The sequence below is a fragment of the Peijinzhouia sedimentorum genome (assembly GCF_049340005.1).
In the GTDB taxonomy this organism is placed as follows: Bacteria; Bacteroidota; Bacteroidia; order Cytophagales; family Cyclobacteriaceae; genus CAXBDP01.
This window is the reverse complement of sequence record NZ_JBMPIY010000002.1, coordinates 359,993-378,173: the sequence shown is the minus strand read 5'-3', so window position 1 is coordinate 378,173 and position 18,181 is coordinate 359,993. Positions and strand designations below refer to the sequence as shown.

Below are 18,181 nucleotides of genomic sequence, written 5' to 3'. Positions count from 1 at the left end.
AAACGTAATTTGCTGTATGACATTAGCTACCATCTTTTTCAAAAATCTAAAAGTCCTAGAATTAGCCTCAGTATTAGCAGGGCCTTCTGTAGGGCAGTTTTTTGCAGAGCTGGGTGCGGAGGTTATTAAAATTGAAAATCCTGAAACTAATGGGGATGTTACCCGATCTTGGCTAGCCAAAGATGAGCAGGGTCGTAAAGGTAGGTCCGCATATTTTTGTGCAGCAAATTGGGGTAAGCAATCTCTGGCTATAAATCTAAGCACAGCAGAAGGCCAGTCCATTGTAAAGGATTTGGCCAAGCAAAGCGATATAATTCTGTCCAGCTACAAAGTAGGTGATGCAGAGAAATTTGGGCTTGACTATCAAAGTCTAAGTCGCATAAATCCAGCTCTTATTTATGGCCATATTGTTGGCTATGGAGCAGATGATCCTCGCGTGGGTTACGATGCACTTATCCAAGCCGAATCTGGTTTGATGTCGATTAATGGAAAGGCAGGTAGCGATGGCTTGAAATTACCCATTGCATTTATCGATATTTTAGCTGCTCATCATTTGAAGCAAGCTATTTTGATTGCCCTAATCAATCGGCAATTCGAAGCCAAGGGAGTCTATATCCCAGTTTCACTTTTCGATTGCGCAGTGCAATCACTGGCTAACCAAGGCACCAATCATTTGATGAATAATTCTTTGCCGAAACCAATGGGAAATGAGCATCCGAATATTGTGCCTTATGGTGCCGTATATAAGACCATTGATAATCGTAAATTAATGGTTGCTATTGGTGGTAATCAACAGTTTAAAAGCTTCTGCGAAATTTTGACACTACCCATATTTGATAAGTTTGCCGATAATAAAATCCGTGTAGAAAAGCGGGAGGAATTGAATGCTATTTTGGCAAATCGAATCAAGCAATTAGAGGCTGATTTCATTCTCACCCAGTGCAACAAATTGCGCATACCAGTAGGCGAGTTGCGCAACATTTCGGAGGCGTTTTCAGAGCCCGAAATTCGTAATTCTCTACTCAAATCTGATGCTTTTCCAGCTGCTTTTGGACTGCCATCTTTGGCGGTTTCTATAGGGCTTTTTTCAACCTCCCGCTTACTCCCTCCGCCTATTTTGGGTGAGCATTCTGAGCAAATTCTAACAAGTAAATTAAACTATTCTAAGGAATATATTAATATCCTAAAGAGTAGTCGAATTGTTTTTTAATCTAATCCCACTCCATACCACTTTCTGCCATTTTTAATTTTGTCTTGATTTAAATAATTGTAAATGAATTGTTTACAAACTTATTATCCTGCGCTCATTTTTCTACAGAATTGAGAAATGAGACTGATTTTTTCATTTTTTAAAAAAATGTGGTAAAAAGTGGGAGAAAGTGGTGATAAATGTCAATTCTTTCGTTAAGTTTGCGTAAGGGACTAAATTTTAATCAAGCTCATGTCATTTTTCACAAGCGAATACGAATGCAAGCTAGACGCCAAAGGGCGCTTGGTTTTGCCGTCTCGCATCAAGGCGAACTTGCCGGAGTCAGCTCCAGGTGAGTTAGTGCTGCGCCGTGGATTTGAGCCTTGCTTGGTTTTGTACCCGATGATTGAGTACAAGAAGATTTTTTCACGTATTGCATCCCTTAGTGAATTCAACGAAGAGTACAGATCCCTTCAGCGTAATTTTTTCAGAGGCAATACGGAGGTTGAATTGGATAGCATGGGGCGTTTCCTAATTCCAAAATCCATGATGAAATACGGGCAGCTTGAGAAAGATGCTATCGTGGTGGGAATGGGCAATCGCATAGAGATTTGGAATCCGGACTTGTATGAGCAATACCTCATCAGCGATCCGAGTGAATTTTCGAAGCTGGCCGAAAAGTTTTTAGCTGAATAGCCATGATGGATTACAGTTATCACCGGCCAGTCATGTTAGATGAATGCATGGAAGGCTTGGCGCTTAAGCCAGGCGGAATCTATATAGACTTGACCTTTGGTGGCGGAGGCCATACAAAGGAAATACTTAGACAACTGCACGGAAAAGGAAAAGGCAGTGTGTTCGGCTTCGACCAGGACGATGACGCCCGGTCGAATGCCGAATTGATTGAGGATTCATCCTTCACGTTTGTGCAGGCCAACTTCAGGTATTTTGCGAAATACCTCAAGCTGTACAAAGTGAGCAAAGTGGATGGAATTTTAGCTGATTTGGGGGTTTCCTCACATCAGATCGACGAGCCGGAGCGTGGTTTCTCCACTCGATTCGAAGGCCCATTGGATATGCGAATGGATCGTAGCAAAGGACATACAGCTGCTGAAATTTTGAATGAATCTAGCGCAGAAGAACTGCAAAAGATATTTGGAATGTATGGCGAAGTACGAAATGCCAAAACCCTAGCCGGAGCAATTGTGAGTGCTAGAGTTAATAAGCCCTTTGAAGATACAGGAGCATTTGTAGCGTTTTTGAAATCTTTCGCTCCTCGGGGCAAAGATTTCAAATACTACGCCCAGGTTTTTCAGGCATTGCGCATAGCGGTGAATGATGAAATGGCAGCACTAGAAGAAATGCTGCTTCAATGTGGCGATGTACTCAATGAAGGCGGGAGGTTAGTGGTAATGTCATATCACTCGCTAGAAGATCGCTTAGTGAAAAACTACATTAATTATGGCAATGTAGAAGGTAATCCTGAAAAGGATTTTTATGGAAATCTATTGAGGCCTATCAAGCCAATCAATAAAAAGCCTATCGAGGCGAGTGAAGAAGAAACTAAGCTCAATAATAGGGCGCGTAGTGCAAAGCTGAGAATTGGAGAGAGACTATGAAAGGCAGCAACACCATACGGATAAAGGATACAAAGCAAAAGAGATGGAGTCTCTTTTCTGTGCTTTCAGGCTATTTCAAATTAGATGGCCTTTTTGGTGAAGGATTGCCGACTCGCTACCTCCCGCAAGCATTATTTATCTCCTTGCTAGCTATTATATACATATATAATACACACATGGCAGATCGCATGGCTCGCAATATCGATAAGCTTACGCTGGAAGTGGAAGATTTAAGAGCCGACTTTACTACACTGAAGTCGGAATATATGGTGCAAAGCAAGCGCTCTGAGATAAGCAAAAGAGTTGCGCCTATCGGATTAGAATTAAGCAAAGAACCTCCATTTAAAATTTTGGTGGATAAGAATGAATATTAAGAAGTCCATATTGCTCCGCGTACGAATTGCCTTTTTGGTGGTAGCCTTATTTGCTATGGCCATTATTGGTAAAATCGCGCACATCCAATTCAATGAGGGTGAGCATTGGACAGCTATGGCCGAGGAAGCCGGTATTCGCTATATGAAAGTAGGCGCCAGTAGAGGCAGCATTTTTTCTGACAATGGCAGTTTGATGGCGACTTCATTGCCATTTTACAGATTGGCCATTGATGCTACCATCGCATCAGATGAAAAATGGAGATCAGGAATTGACTCACTTTCATTGCTTTTGAGCAGACATTTCAGAGACGAATCACAAGCGAGCTATAAGCGCAAGTTGCAAAATGCTCGCAATCAAGGAAAGCAATACATCGCGATCAATAGCAAATCCATCGACTTTCAAGCCAAAAAGAAAATGGCGGATTGGCCAATTATCCGGGATGGTAGAATGCGTGGAGGGGTTATTTTCGAAAAAGTAGATGTACGATATAGACCATTCAATCAATTGGCTATGCGTACTGTCGGATACACGGATGATACTGGAAATGGAGTTGTAGGCCTTGAATACAGCTTTAATGATCAGTTAGCAGGCAGAGAAGGTGAAGCACTTTTCCAAAGAATATCTGGAGGCACATGGAAGCCATTATTTGATGGAAATGATATTGAGCCAGAAGATGGTCTTGACATTATCACAACTATAGATGTGAATTTGCAAGATGTAGCCGAGCAAGCTTTACTGAGTTCGCTATCAAAGCATGAAGCCGAATACGGCTCAGTGGTATTGATGGAGGTTTCTACCGGTGCTATCAAAGCAATGGCAAACCTGAGTCGCGATGCAAATGGCAATTATGGTGAGCGGTACAATTATGCAGTTCAAGGAACAATGGAGCCTGGTTCTACTTTTAAGCTAATCTCACTATTGGCTTTACTAGAGGATGCCAAGCTCAGCCTAAATGATACAGTTGATACTAAAAACGGAGCACATCGCTTTTACGATCGCATTATGCGTGACTCCAATGAAGGTGGCTATGGTATACTTACGCTAAAAGAAGTTTTCCAGAACTCTTCTAATGTTGGTATCTCCAAATTGATTCAAAGACACTTTGGCGCCAATCCGGGCAATTTCATTAAGTACGTAGAAAAATTTCACTTACATGAACCAATTGGCTTTCAGCTCAAAGGTGAGGGCATTCCATACGTTAAAAGTCCAGGCACAAAAGAATGGTACGGTACAACGCTACCTTGGATGAGCATTGGCTATGAGTTAAAACTTTCGCCGCTTCAAATGTTGAGTGCATACAATGCAATTGCAAATGACGGTGTGTTAGTGAAGCCTTATTTGGTTTCAGAAATCAGAAGAGGAAGTGAGGTTGAGCAAAAATATTCTGTAGAAGTGATTGAAAATTCGGTGGCTTCCGATCGTGCAATCAAAGCTTTGCGCGAAGCAATGGAAGGAGTGGTAGAAGAAGGAACCGCGACAAACCTGAAAGGTGCTCACTTCAAAATCGCTGGTAAAACAGGCACTGCACAAATCGCATTCGATCAGTCGGGCTACCGTCAAGGAAATAAGATTACTTACCAATCATCCTTTGCAGGATATTTTCCCGCTGATGATCCACGCTATTCATGTATTGTAGTAGTGGGTGCGCCATCTACGAGTAGCTATTATGGCAATGTAGTGGCAGGGCCGGTTTTCAGAGAAATTGCAGATATGGTATTCACGGGCAATAATGAATTCCATAAATCAATGGCTTTGACTTCTGACGAAGATAGCTATCCACTTATAAAGGCAGGCTATGCGGAAGATTTGGAGACCATAATTAATACGCTTCAAGTGAAAGCTGTAGCCAATTATAGTGAGCCGGTAGAATGGGTTCGTAGCTCGGTGCAAAATCAAGAAGTGAAATTTGCTCAAATGGCAAATACAGATGGCCTTATGCCAAATGTAGAAGGAATGACTTTAAGAGATGCGCTATTCCTATTGGAAAATAGAGGCATCTCTGTTCGATATAGCGGAAGAGGAAGAGTAAGTCAGCAATCAACTGCTGCTGGAACAAGAATAGCGGGTGGACATACAGTAAAGCTACAATTGAAATGAAGGGACTGAAGGACATATTATATAAGGTGCAATTACTTGCTACATCGGGAAATCCTGATGTAGAAGTTGCGGGCATCACTATGGACTCCAGACAAGTCCAGAAGGATTTTGCATTTGTAGCAATAATGGGTTCTATAATAGATGGGCATGCATTTATACTTAAGGCAATTGAAAATGGTGCTTCGGTAATTATATGTGAAGAAATGCCGGAAAAATTAGCGGGAGGTATTTCTTACGTCCAGGTTAAAGATGCTTCGAAGGCTTTGGGAATCATGGCTTCTAATTTTTATGATAATCCATCCTCCCGCCTTCAATTGGTGGCAATTACCGGAACTAATGGCAAAACGACTATTGTGACTTTGCTATATCAGCTTTTCCAGCAATTGGGCTATAAAGTTGGAATGCTTTCCACGGTTGTTAATCGAATAGACGGGAAAGATTTTCCCTCCCGCCTTACCACACCTGATGCTATTGAAACCAATCGACTATTGGCAGAAATGGTGAAAGCAGGCTGTGCATATTGCTTTATGGAAGCTAGCTCGCATGCGATTGTACAAGAGCGAATTAGTGGGCTTACTTTCAAAGGAGCTGTTTTTACAAACATTACACACGATCATTTAGACTATCATCAAACATTTGATAATTATATCAAGGCTAAGAAAAAGCTTTTTGATGAATTGCCCAAAACCGCTTTTGCGTTGGTAAATGCCGATGATAAACGCGGGCAAGTGATGTTACAAAATTGCAAAGCCAGTAAGCATACGTATGGTATTCATTTCCCTGCTGATTACAAGGCCAAGATTTTGACCAATTCACTGCAAGGCTTAGAGCTGGATATTGACAATAAGCAGGTTTGGTTTAGGCTAATTGGCGACTTCAATGCAAGCAATTTGATGGCTGTATTTGGTGTGGCTGATTTACTTGGTGAGGATGAGGAAGAAGCTTTGATGGCATTATCTCAGGCAGATCCTGCTTCAGGACGTTTTCAGCAGGTTGCCAATAATGCCGGAATTACGGCAATTGTAGATTATGCTCACACGCCTGATGCCTTGGAAAATGTCCTTGACACCATAAAATCGGTGCGAACTGGACAGGAGCAAGTGATTACGGTGGTTGGTTGTGGGGGCAATCGCGATAAAAGCAAAAGACCATTGATGGCGCAGATAGCTTGTAAGTTTAGCGACAAAGTGGTGCTTACTTCTGACAATCCTAGAGACGAAGATCCTGATCAAATACTGCAAGAAATGTATGATGGTGTGAGCGTGACTAATCGTCGTAAAGTACTCACAATTAGCGATCGGAAAGCGGGAATTAAAACCGCCTGCACATTAGCAAATAAGGGCGATATAATATTGGTGGCTGGAAAAGGCCATGAAACTTATCAAGAAATAAAGGGTGAAAGATTTCCTTTTGATGATAGGGAAATAGTAAAGGAATTTTTGGCAATGTTACACGAAAAGCAAGGATAAATGCTGTACAACCTATTCAGCTATCTCGACCAACAGTTTGACCTACCGGGAGCAGGTGTATTCCAGTACATCTCATTCCGTGCAGGTATGGCTGCTGTATTGTCTTTGCTGATTACGATTTTCTTTGGTAAAAAACTGATCGCCATGCTTCGCAAAAAGCAAATTGGTGAGGAAGTTCGTGATTTGGGATTACAAGGCCAGATTGAGAAAAAAGGTACACCAACAATGGGTGGACTGATTATTATCTCAGCCATTGTATTTCCAGCATTGCTTTTCGCAAGACTTGATAATATTTATATCATTTTGCTACTGACTGCTACTATTTGGTTAGGCTTGGTTGGCTTTGCAGATGATTATATTAAAGTGTTCAAAAAGAACAAAGCTGGCCTAGCAGGTAAATTCAAAATCATTGGGCAAGTAGGTTTGGGACTAATTGTAGGTCTCACATTATTCTATCATCCAGATGTGAAAGTAAGAGAATTTACGGGTCCTGTGGCAGTTGAGCAAACTGTTGATGGTGAAGCTATCAATTTTGAAGATGTGAAATCTAACAAAACCACAATTCCATTCTTCAAAGACAATGAGCTCGACTACACAAGAATTTTCGGTTTTCTAGGTGAAAATGTTACACCAATTCTATTTGTGCTTTGGGTGGTGCTAATCATCACTGCCGTATCCAATGGAGCAAATATTACCGATGGCTTAGATGGCCTCGCAGCAGGAACTTCCGCGATCATCGGTTTGGCTTTAGCTATTTTTGCTTATATCTCAGGCAATGCCATTTTCTCCCAATACTTGAATGTAATGTACATACCCGGTTCTGGCGAGTTGGTGATTTTCTGTGCGGCATTTGTAGGTGCTTGTGTCGGCTTTTTATGGTACAATGCCTATCCGGCTCAAGTTTTTATGGGAGATACAGGTAGTCTTTCCCTCGGTGGTGTTATTGCCGTCTTGGCTTTGACAGTACGTAAGGAGCTGCTCATTCCTGTGCTTTGTGGCATTTTCCTAATCGAAAATTTATCAGTGATTATACAAGTCTCTTATTTCAAATACACCAAAAGGAAATACGGAGAAGGTAGAAGAATATTTAAAATGTCGCCTTTGCACCACCATTATCAAAAGATGGAAATGCATGAGTCGAAAATAGTTACAAGGTTTTGGATTGTTGGGATACTCTTGGCAATCATCACATTGGCAACACTTAAGTTGAGATAATGAGCAAAAGAATCGTCATACTAGGAGCAGGAGAAAGTGGAACAGGTGCTGCGCTTTTGGCAAAAGCCAAAGGCTACAAAGTATTTGTGTCTGATGCTGGATCTATTGCCTCAAGCTATCGCGATGAGCTTATTGCCAACCAAATCAAGTTCGAAGAGGGTGGCCATAATTTGGAGAAAATTCTCAAAGCTGATGAAGTAATCAAAAGCCCTGGAATACCAGATTCTGTGCCTGTGATGCAAGCGATTATCCAGAACCGGATTCCAGTAATTGGTGAATTGGAGTTTGCTTGGCGTTTTGCGAAAGGACGCTTTATCTTGATTACGGGCACCAATGGCAAAACCACCACTACTTTGCTTACGCATCATTTATTGAAGCAAGCTGGCAGAAATGTGGGTTTGGGTGGAAATATCGGAACCAGCCTTGCCAGAATATTGCTTGATCAGAGCTACGAAACCTATGTGCTAGAAGTGAGCAATTTCCAGCTCGAAGGCATGTCCGAATTCAAAGCGGATACAGCTATTTTACTGAATATCACACCAGATCATTTAGATAGATATTACAATCATTTCCAGAGCTATGTAAATGCGAAGTTAAAAATCACGCAGAACATGACTGAGAATGATCGCTTCATTTTCTTCCAAGATGATGACGTGATAAGTAAGGAGGTAATAACTCGTGGTTTGGACGTGGATATGCTACGGGTCTCTAGAGAGCGGGAGGTAAACAATGGAGCCTACTTTAAAGACGGCCAATTGTTCTTTAAGAATCCTGATGGCAGTTTAGCTTTTACTATTTCAGAGGATGAAATTCCATTGCGTGGTCCACACAATATGGTAAATGTAATGAGTGCCATACTGGCTGCATGGAAAGAGGGACTTACTGAAAGTGAAATTAAAGAGGGTTTAAAAAGCTTCGTAAATGCCAAACATAGATTGGAGCCAGTTGGTGAAATCAATGGTATCAAATTCTTTAATGATTCCAAAGCTACAAATATTGATTCTACATTTTTCGCGCTGTCTAGTTTCCATGAGGATATTGTATGGATAGCGGGAGGAAAAGACAAAGGCAATGATTACAATACGTTATTGCCACTTGTGCAAGAAAATGTAAAGGCACTAGTTTGCCTTGGAGCTGACAACCAAAAGCTGATACAATTCTTCTCGCCATACTTGCCTGTTGAAGATACTCATAATGAAGTGGACGCTGTGGATGCAGCACTCAATTATGCTAACTCTGGCGATGTGGTAGTGCTTTCACCAGCTTGCTCAAGTTTCGACTTGTACAAAAACTACGAAGACCGCGGCGACAAATTTCGCAAAGCGGTTGCAAATAAAATATCAGGTACTCATTCAATAAACCAGGAGGTAGAATCATGAAAGAGTGGGTACAAAAGAATTTAAAGGGTGATCCGGTGATTTGGGGGATAGTATTCGCGCTCTCAATCATCAGTATTCTGTTGGTTTACTCCGCCACCGGAACCCTTGCATTCAAGCGAATGGGAGGAAATACTGAGCATTATTTATTCAAACATTCCGCATTGGTAGGCTTGAGTTTGATAGTAATGTGGGTAGCTCATAAAATTGACTATCGCTATTATTCCAAATTGGCAAGATTGAGCCTGTGGCTTTCTGTACCATTATTAGTAATTACTTGGCGCTACGGTCTCAATTTGAATGAAGCTAGCCGTTGGTTAACGATTCCGATTATCAACCAACCATTCCAGCCTTCCGATTTTGCCAAATTGGCTTTAATTGCCGGTTTAGCTAGTTATTTATCTAAACGTCAGGCCAACATTAGAGAAAATAAGGAAGCATTTATTTACATCTTATTGTGGAGTGGAGCTATCTGTGGCCTAATTGCTTTAGCCAATTTAAGTACGGCTATTCTATTATTTTCCACTTGCATGCTAGTGATGTTTATTGGCCGCGTACCCATGCGCTATTTGGGTATGATGATCCTGATTGGGGGATTAGCTGGGAGCTTAGCATTAATGGTTGGTCAAAGAAAGGAAACTGCCATTAACAGGGTAAAGACTTTTCTTTATTCTGAGGAAGTACCTTATCAAGCGCAACATTCATTTATCGCTATTGCCACAGGAGGTATTACTGGAAAAGGCCCGGGCAAAAGTGAGCAAAGAAACTTTTTACCGCATCCATACTCAGATTTCATCTTCTCTATTTTGGTGGAGGAATATGGGATGATAGGAGCAGTATTCGTAGTATTCCTCTATTTGGCATTGCTCTATCGAGGAATGCTTGCAGTATCCAGAAGTAATAGAGCCTTCGGTGGATTACTGTCTGCTGGACTCACTTTCGCATTGGTATTACAGGCCATGGTCAATATGGCAGTTGCAGTAGGATTGGGGCCAATTACCGGACTTACCCTCCCGCTTGTCAGCATGGGTGGTACTTCACTATTATTTACCGGCTTAGCATTAGGAATTATCCTAAGTGTAAGTCGTGGCGATATCGAAGAAGCCACCATGCAAACAGCTTCACCAAAACGCAAAAAATTAGCATTAGCATGAGCCAAGCAAAATTACATAGCGTCATAATAAGCGGTGGAGGCACAGGAGGTCACGTATTTCCTGCAATAGCAATTGCGAATGCTTTGAGGGAAATCAACCCTCACATTAATATCTTATTTGTAGGAGCAAAGGGTAAGCTGGAAATGCAGAAAGTACCTGAGGCCGGATATCCAATCAAAGGTCTTTGGATTAGTGGACTTCAAAGGAAATTAACTCTAAGCAATTTGTTATTCCCTGTTAAGTTGGTTTGGAGCTTACTAAGTGCTAATGCGATTATAAGGAAATTTAAACCTCAAGTTGCTATAGGTGTCGGCGGATATGCTAGCGGACCCTTATTGAGAGTTGCGGCATCAGCAGGAATTCCTTGTCTATTGCAAGAGCAGAATTCTTATGCAGGACTTACCAATAAATTATTAGCCAAAAAAGCGAAGACTATTTGTGTCGCTTATGAAGGAATGGAAAAGTATTTCCCGGCAGAAAAAATTGTTCTTACAGGTAATCCAGTAAGGTCAGATATTATGGTTTCTGGTGGAGATCAAGCCAAAGCAAGAACTCATTTCGGTCTTAAAGCTGACAAACCAACACTATTGATTTTGGGAGGAAGCCTTGGAGCTCGCTCTATCAACAATGCAATAGTTGAGCATTTGGAAACCTTGGCTGGCAGTCAGATTCAAGTGATCTGGCAAACGGGCAAATTGTACGAAGCTGAAATGCTCCAACATATAATTGATCATGGTGGGCCATTTGGTAATATTATTCCAACATCATTCATCAAAGAAATGAATATGGCTTATGCGGCTGCCGACGTGGTGATTTCGCGTGCTGGGGCATTGTCTATATCAGAACTGTGCATGGTTGGCAAACCGGTGATTTTTGTGCCGTCAGCCAATGTTGCCGAAGATCATCAAACCAAAAATGCAATGGCTCTTATGGCCAAAAATGCTGCTAAAATGATAACTGATGCTGATGCGAAAGCATCCTTAATCCCTGCAGCTTTAGAATTGCTTATTGATGAAACTGAGTGCAAAAGATTAGCAGAAAATATAAAAGGCATGGCTAAGCCAAATGCCGCAAAAGAAATTGCAAACGAAATATTAAAACTAGCGAGTTGATTTTCAATAAATACCATATCGTTTATTTCATTGGAGTAGGTGGCATCGGCATGAGCGCACTTTCTCGTTGGTTTATTTCCAATGGAAAGCGAGTGTATGGCTATGATAAAACGCCATCGGCAATTACTCAGAAATTAGAAACGGAAGGTATTGAAATCAGCTTTGAGGATTCGATAGAAGCCATTCCGGAAATGGTGAAATCGAACAAGGAACATACTTTGGTGATATACACACCAGCAATTCCAAAAGCGCACAAAGGCATTAATTATTTGCGGGAGGAAGGCTTTACGATTCTGAAAAGAGCGGAGGTTTTAGGCTTAATTACTAAGAGCCATCAAACGATTGCCGTAGCTGGTACGCATGGCAAAACCAGCACTTCTGGAATGATTGCCCATGCACTATATCATGCAGGAGCGAATGTTACTGGCTTTTTGGGTGGAATTATTCGGAATTACGAATCCAATTTCATTCAAAGTAAGAAAAATAGACCTGATTCTTTAATGGTAGTGGAGGCTGATGAATTTGATCGTTCATTCCTTCAATTGGAGCCAAATATTGCCATTATCACTTCTGCTGATGCCGATCATTTGGATATCTATGGAGACCGTGAGCAATTGGTACAAGCCTATAGAGATTTCGGAATGAAAGTGCGGGAGGATGGATATTTGATATTGAATGCAGCAATCGCTTCAACCATCAAAGAAGACACAGATTTTCCTGCCACAATCATTACCTACGGTATTGAAAAAGGTACTTACCAAGCAAAAAGAGTACGGATTGAAAAGCATCGTTTTGTATTCGATTTGCTAGGACCTGATTTAGATATTCAAGGCATCACCCTCCAAATGCCAGGCTTCCATAATATTGAGAATGCCGTTGCAGCCATTATTTCCATGCATTTGAGAGGTATTTCATCTGAAAAAATCAAAAAGGGTATCGAAAGTTACAAAGGTGTTAAGCGCAGATTTGAAACAGTTTATGCTGGTCCTGATACTATTTATATAGATGATTATGCTCACCATCCTGCGGAAATAGAAGCATTTATCAAATCGGTAAGAGCGATGTACAAAGGCAAAAGAATTACGGCTATTTTTCAACCGCATCTTTTCACCCGCACTAGAGATTTTGCCATTGGCTTTTCCAATAGTTTAAGCTTGGCAGACGAGGTGATATTACTACCCATCTATCCAGCAAGAGAAGAACCTATTTTAGGTGTAAAATCCGAAATGCTACTTGATGATATCAATGCTGATGATGTGCGATTAGTGGAGAAAGACGACTTGATTGATGAATTGGCAACTCGTCGATTAGAAATTCTGCTGACAATCGGCGCAGGAGATATAGACAGATTAGTAGAGCCTATTGCTAAACATTTAAAATCCAGAACCTATGCAGATTAAAAAATCGGTACGATATGGATTTACTTATGCGGTGGCGGTTCTGATGCTTATTGGACTGATTGGTTTGGTAGAGCATAAGCAAACCTCCCGCAATATTACCAGCGTGGCTGTGGAACTTGATCAGCCCAATGGACAATATTTCCTCGAGGAAGCAGATATCCTTTCGCTGATCACTGAAGGAGGGCATGTGGATTTTGCTGGAGTAAATATGTCAACATTAGACTTACGTCTTTTAGAAGAAAAATTAGAGAGCCACCAATACACAGAGAATGTGGCTGCATTTATCGATCAAAGAGGAAACCTAACAGTTCGCTCCAGTCAAAAGGTGCCAATGGTGCGTTTTGCCGATGAAAAAGGAAATGATATGTACATGGATGAGTTCGGAAGATTGCTTCCCTTATCTGAAAAATATACAGCCAGGGTGTTGATCCTTTCCGGGCAAAAAGCCTACGAAGCGATCAATGCAGCTATGAACTCTGAAGACAAATTGCAATTGATGAAGCTGCTAGATTTCATCCATGCCGATGAATTTTGGAAGGCTCAGATTGCAGAAGTGGTGTGGGAAAAGGACGATGTAGTCCTATATCCACAAGTTGGTAATCAGGTAATCGAATTCGGTGACCTGAGCAAAATAGAAGAAAAGTTTAGGAAACTGATGATCTTCTATAAGCGGATTTTGCCCTCACAGGGGTGGAACCGATACGCAAGAGTAAACTTAAACTATGAGAACCAGATCGTTTGTGAATAATAACTCAGCTATGTCAAACCAAGAAATAATTGTCGGACTCGACATTGGCACCACCAAAATATGTGCAATAGTGGGGTGCAAAAATGAATATGGTAAGCTCGAAGTGTTGGGAATGGGGAAAGCCGTTTCTGATGGCGTAAATCGAGGCATTGTTACCAATATTGATAAAACCGTAAGAGCTATTCAGAAAGCTGTAGAAGAAGCAGAAACTCAATCAGGCATTGAAATAAATGTGGTGAATGTAGGTATTGCAGGTCAGCATATCAAGAGTAGTATCTATCATGGAAGTATCACTAGAAATTCCAATGAAGATGAAATCAGTTTAGAGGATGTAAATCGCCTTACTGAGGACATGTATCGGATTGTGACGCCACCAGGTAGCCAGATTATCCATGTAATGCCGCAAGACTATATTGTGGATTACGAAGATGGTATTATGGATCCTGTTGGAATGACAGGAGTTCGTTTGGAAGCAGATTTTCACATAATTACCGCCCAAACGAATGCAATCAACAATATCAACAAATGCGTGAAGCGTGCAGGTCTCAAAATCCAAAATCTGATTTTGGAGCCTCTTGCATCTTCTCTTGCCGTGCTGAGCGATCAAGAGAAAGAAGCGGGCGTTTGCTTGGTAGATATTGGTGGGGGCACTACAGATATTGCCATTTTCCACGATAATATCATTCGCCATACGGCGGTGATTCCATTCGGCGGCAATATCGTAACAAGCGATATTAAGCAAGGCTGCATGGTGCTGGAAAATCAAGCAGAACTGCTAAAAGTGAAGTTTGGGAAAGCGATTGCTGAGGAAGCTAGCCTAAACGAAGTAGTATCTATTCCGGGTATGCACAATCGCCCACCAAAAGAAATCTCGATCAAGAATCTGGCTCATATTATTGAAGCGCGCATGCAAGAAATCATCGAGCATGTACATAATGAAATCATCACATCAGGCTATGTGAAAAAACTAGCAGGAGGAATTGTAGTGACTGGAGGCGGTTCTCAATTGCAAGGTGTGAAGCAGTTGTTTGAATTTATGACTGGTATGGATACTCGAGTTGGCCATCCAAACGAGCACATGGGCAAGGGAAAAGTAGATGAAGTGAAAAGTCCAATGTATGCTACTTCGGTAGGATTGGTATTGAGCGGATTCAAAGCGTTAGATGACAGAAACCCAAGTTGGGGATCGAATCCAAACGGCATGAATCGTCCGTTGGCCAAGCCAGTGAAAAAAGAGAATTACTTCTCAAGATTGATCACCAAGACCAAAAGCATCTTGATAGATGACTTTGAGGATGAAAGAGATTACTAAAACAAGGAACCCATTTTTTAAAATATATAAATAACCATTTGTCATGGAAGATACCTATAAGTTTGAATTACCAAAGCACCACAAATCTATCATCAAGGTGATAGGTGTGGGAGGAGGTGGCAGCAATGCTGTCAACCACATGTACAATCAGGGGATTAAGGACGTGGAGTTTGTAGTCGTGAATACTGACATGCAAGCGCTTCGTTTTTCACCTGTACCCAATAAATTACAAATTGGGACTAGCCTTACCGAAGGTTTAGGAGCTGGAGCAAATCCTGATAAAGGACGTCAAGCTGCTATCGAAAGTAAGGAAGATGTTCGCGATATGTTGAGCGATGATACCAAAATGGTATTTATCACAGCAGGTATGGGTGGTGGCACCGGCACAGGTGCTGCTCCAGTAATTGCGAAAATTGCTAAAGACATGGACATCCTTACTGTAGGGATTGTAACTGCTCCATTCTCTTTTGAAGGCAAGCGTAAAATTCAACAAGCCTACGATGGTATTCGCGAACTCAAGGAAAGTTGTGATACCGTATTGGTAATCCTCAATGATAAGTTGAGAGATATTTACGGCAACTTGTCCATCACTACAGCATTTGCGCAAGCGGATAATGTATTGCTTACAGCTGCGAAGGGTATTGCCGAAATCATCACAGTAATTGGCTATATCAACGTCGATTTTGAAGATGTGAAAACGGTAATGAAAAATGCTGGTGCTGCCGTAATGGGCTCCGCTACAACAGCTGGCGAAGGCCGTTCACTCAAAGCTGCCGAAGAAGCGATCACATCTCCATTACTTAATAGCGTTGATATCCTTGGCGCAAGGAAGATTTTACTTTCTATCATATCGGGAGAGCAAGCTGAGCTACAGATGGATGAGCTTACTGAGATTTCTGAATACATCCAATCCAAAGCAGGAGATGAAGCTGAAGTAATTTTCGGTCATGGTATCGACACTGATTTGGGTGAAAGTATTCGTGTTACAGTAATTGCTACAGGCTTCGATCAAGGTGAGGTGAAAAATAAAACTGAGCAAGAAGCTAGAGTAATAGATTTGGAAAGCGGAAAAGTTAAGCCAAAGAATCAAATGCCATTGTTTCCTGAAAAGAAGGTTGAGCAAAAGCCTGCAGGTTACACACCAATAACTAATCCTTCTATTGGCAGCAGACCAGCTCAGAGTTCGCCTTTTACTACTAAACAAGCTAGGCCTGCTGAGCCAGCAAAGCCTGTAGAAAAGCGGGAGGAAAGCTACACCAATAAAGTGCTTAGCGAGTTGGAAGGCTATGAAATTGAAGACAAAACACCTTCTAAAGTAGCAGAGCAGCCAACAGCTGATTCTACTCCAAAAGCAAAACCCGCGGATTCATTGGATGAAAAGCGCAAGCAATTGATCGAAGCTGCAAAGGAAAGAATCAACAGATTGAATGGCTTAAAAAGCTCTAGCATGAATCAAGATGAGTTCAAAGAAAAATTGGACACACCTGCTTATATGCGTAAGAAAGTAGCATTACAAGAAGTAACGCCTTCTAGAGAGAAAAATATCAGCAGATTTCAATTGAATGAAGACAGTCAGATACTCGGCAACAACCGTTTTCTGCACGACAATGTGGACTAAAGCTTAATAAGCTCGTCCATTTGAATTTCTAGAAACCGCTGATATATCGGATTCTGAAGTGTATCCTCTGACAAATGGGAAGCTATCTGGGCAAGACGTGGCTTAGTCGCCAATACGTTCATGCCCAGATAGTTTAATATATCAGTTAGATGGCTCAAGGCCAAGCTAGCACCTTGCACACCGGTGGATACACCCACCAAAGCCGCCCACTTTCCGGCCAATGGGCTTGGATAGGGCAATCCATCAAAAAATGTTTTTAATACGCCAGGGAAGGAATTATTGTATTCAGGTATTACAAATACTATTTTATTGGCTTCTCTCAATCGCTCTACAAATATATTGAATGCCTGGTTTTTACCCGTATTCTCATACAAAGCTGAAAAAGCAAAGTCTTCCGGTAACTCCTCCATACTCAGTATTTCCGCATCCTCCCGCTTTTCTTTCAACATGCGCTGATAAAGTTTCGCTACTGTTTCAGAGTTAGAGTTCTTCCTATTGGTGCCAATTACGATTTTTATCATGGATGCAAATGTATCATTAAGATGTCAAAACCATCAAAGCAATCGAATGGTTTACAATTGTAAATTGAAATTTTAACCTCCAAATGATATGGATTTCTAATTCCATTTATACAAGCTCATTATTCCTTAACTTTAGCCAAAATTTATAGCAGTGAAATACATAGATCAAGTAAAAGAAACGACTGAATTTTTAAGAAGCCGTATTCAAACTATTCCAGAAACGGGGATCATCCTAGGAACAGGTTTGGGTGCATTAGCTACAGAAATTGAAGTAGAAATTTCCTTTCCATATACTGAAATTCCCCATTTCCCGGTATCGACCGTAGAAAGCCATAGCGGGAGGTTGATTTTCGGCAAACTAGAAGGTAAGCCTATAATGGCGATGCAAGGACGTTTCCATTACTACGAAGGCTATAATATGAAGCAGGTTACTTTTCCAGTTCGTGTGATGAAGTTTCTCGGCGTCAAGCGCCTAATGGTAAGCAATGCAAGTGGAGGCCTAAATCCAGATTATAAAATTAGCGATTTGATGTTTATCAATGACCAAATTGATTTGTTTCCTGAGAGTCCACTTAGCGGCGCAAATGATAATGAATTTGGGCCGCGCTTTCCAGATATGAGCGAGGTTTACGACAAGGGAATGATTGCGGAAGCTCATAAGATTGCCAAAGAGCATAATATACCAGTACAAGAGGGAGTTTACATAGGAGTGAAGGGGCCCAATCTGGAAACACCAGCCGAGTATAAATACTTAAGGATTATAGGAGGAGATGCTGTTGGTATGAGTACAGTTCCAGAGATTACTGTAGCTTGCCAAATGGGATTGCCTGTATTCGCTATTTCTGCCATTACAGATTTGGGTGTAGAAGGGAAAATCAAAAAAGTATCATTGGAAGATGTAATTGGTGCGGCAAATAAGGCCGAACCAGGCATGACAAAAATTATTCGTGAATTAATCGCAAGACTTTAATAGACA

16 protein-coding genes are annotated in these 18,181 nt (G+C 41.3%); 15 read left to right on the top strand and 1 reads right to left on the bottom strand.

Annotated features, from left to right (window positions below):
• Window positions 1-16 precede the first annotated feature (16 nt).
• From ACOXY8_RS04865 to ftsZ, 14 genes are all read left to right on the top strand, one after another.
• The gene (locus ACOXY8_RS04865) at window positions 17-1,210 is read left to right on the top strand and encodes a CaiB/BaiF CoA transferase family protein (RefSeq protein ID WP_458330419.1); all 1,194 of its coding nucleotides are present in this window, start codon (window positions 17-19) and stop codon (window positions 1,208-1,210) included.
• Between the two features lie 231 nt (window positions 1,211-1,441).
• Window positions 1,442-1,885, top strand: a complete 444-nt coding sequence (gene mraZ / locus ACOXY8_RS04860) for a division/cell wall cluster transcriptional repressor MraZ (RefSeq protein WP_458330418.1) — start codon at window positions 1,442-1,444, stop codon at window positions 1,883-1,885.
• Between the two features lie 2 nt (window positions 1,886-1,887).
• Window positions 1,888-2,808 carry a 16S rRNA (cytosine(1402)-N(4))-methyltransferase RsmH gene (gene rsmH / locus ACOXY8_RS04855; RefSeq protein ID WP_458330417.1) on the top strand — a complete coding sequence of 307 codons (921 nt, stop codon included), beginning with the start codon at window positions 1,888-1,890 and terminating at the stop codon, window positions 2,806-2,808.
• Complete coding sequence (locus ACOXY8_RS04850) at window positions 2,805-3,182, top strand: FtsL-like putative cell division protein (protein WP_458330416.1); 378 nt, start codon at window positions 2,805-2,807, stop codon at window positions 3,180-3,182. The genes rsmH and ACOXY8_RS04850 overlap by 4 nt, the downstream gene beginning before the upstream one ends.
• On the top strand, window positions 3,172-5,280 hold the full coding sequence (locus ACOXY8_RS04845; RefSeq protein WP_458330415.1) for a penicillin-binding protein: 2,109 nt from the start codon (window positions 3,172-3,174) through the stop codon (window positions 5,278-5,280). The genes ACOXY8_RS04850 and ACOXY8_RS04845 overlap by 11 nt, the downstream gene beginning before the upstream one ends.
• The gene (locus ACOXY8_RS04840) at window positions 5,277-6,749 is read left to right on the top strand and encodes a UDP-N-acetylmuramoyl-L-alanyl-D-glutamate--2,6-diaminopimelate ligase (protein WP_458330414.1); all 1,473 of its coding nucleotides are present in this window, start codon (window positions 5,277-5,279) and stop codon (window positions 6,747-6,749) included. Before ACOXY8_RS04845 ends, ACOXY8_RS04840 begins: the two co-directional genes overlap by 4 nt.
• The gene (mraY, locus tag ACOXY8_RS04835) at window positions 6,750-7,964 is read left to right on the top strand and encodes a phospho-N-acetylmuramoyl-pentapeptide-transferase (RefSeq protein WP_458330413.1); all 1,215 of its coding nucleotides are present in this window, start codon (window positions 6,750-6,752) and stop codon (window positions 7,962-7,964) included.
• On the top strand, window positions 7,964-9,343 hold the full coding sequence (murD, locus tag ACOXY8_RS04830) for a UDP-N-acetylmuramoyl-L-alanine--D-glutamate ligase (RefSeq protein ID WP_458330412.1): 1,380 nt from the start codon (window positions 7,964-7,966) through the stop codon (window positions 9,341-9,343). Before mraY ends, murD begins: the two co-directional genes overlap by 1 nt.
• Window positions 9,340-10,494 (top strand): FtsW/RodA/SpoVE family cell cycle protein, encoded by a 1,155-nt coding sequence (locus tag ACOXY8_RS04825; RefSeq protein ID WP_458330411.1) that lies wholly within the window; start codon window positions 9,340-9,342, stop codon window positions 10,492-10,494. Before murD ends, ACOXY8_RS04825 begins: the two co-directional genes overlap by 4 nt.
• Window positions 10,491-11,606, top strand: a complete 1,116-nt coding sequence (murG, locus tag ACOXY8_RS04820) for an undecaprenyldiphospho-muramoylpentapeptide beta-N-acetylglucosaminyltransferase (RefSeq protein WP_458330410.1) — start codon at window positions 10,491-10,493, stop codon at window positions 11,604-11,606. The genes ACOXY8_RS04825 and murG overlap by 4 nt, the downstream gene beginning before the upstream one ends.
• Entirely contained in the window at window positions 11,603-13,006 is a 1,404-nt protein-coding gene (murC, locus tag ACOXY8_RS04815; protein ID WP_458330409.1) for a UDP-N-acetylmuramate--L-alanine ligase, read from the top strand. The genes murG and murC overlap by 4 nt, the downstream gene beginning before the upstream one ends.
• Window positions 12,996-13,754 carry a cell division protein gene (locus tag ACOXY8_RS04810; protein ID WP_458330408.1) on the top strand — a complete coding sequence of 253 codons (759 nt, stop codon included), beginning with the start codon at window positions 12,996-12,998 and terminating at the stop codon, window positions 13,752-13,754. The genes murC and ACOXY8_RS04810 overlap by 11 nt, the downstream gene beginning before the upstream one ends.
• A gap of 10 nt (window positions 13,755-13,764) precedes the next feature.
• A complete protein-coding gene (ftsA, locus tag ACOXY8_RS04805; RefSeq protein ID WP_458330587.1) occupies window positions 13,765-15,066 on the top strand; it encodes a cell division protein FtsA in 1,302 nt (433 codons plus the stop codon).
• A 43-nt stretch (window positions 15,067-15,109) separates the two neighbouring features.
• Complete coding sequence (gene ftsZ / locus ACOXY8_RS04800; RefSeq protein WP_458330407.1) at window positions 15,110-16,684, top strand: cell division protein FtsZ; 1,575 nt, start codon at window positions 15,110-15,112, stop codon at window positions 16,682-16,684.
• On the opposite strand, the gene ACOXY8_RS04795 is transcribed toward ftsZ, so the two are convergent.
• Window positions 16,681-17,205 (bottom strand): NADPH-dependent FMN reductase, encoded by a 525-nt coding sequence (locus ACOXY8_RS04795; protein WP_458330406.1) that lies wholly within the window; start codon window positions 17,203-17,205, stop codon window positions 16,681-16,683. The genes ftsZ and ACOXY8_RS04795 overlap by 4 nt on opposite strands.
• Window positions 17,206-17,356: 151 nt before the next feature.
• Between ACOXY8_RS04795 and ACOXY8_RS04790 the strand changes: the two genes are divergently transcribed.
• The gene (locus tag ACOXY8_RS04790; RefSeq protein WP_458330405.1) at window positions 17,357-18,175 is read left to right on the top strand and encodes a purine-nucleoside phosphorylase; all 819 of its coding nucleotides are present in this window, start codon (window positions 17,357-17,359) and stop codon (window positions 18,173-18,175) included.
• Window positions 18,176-18,181: the final 6 nt, after the last annotated feature.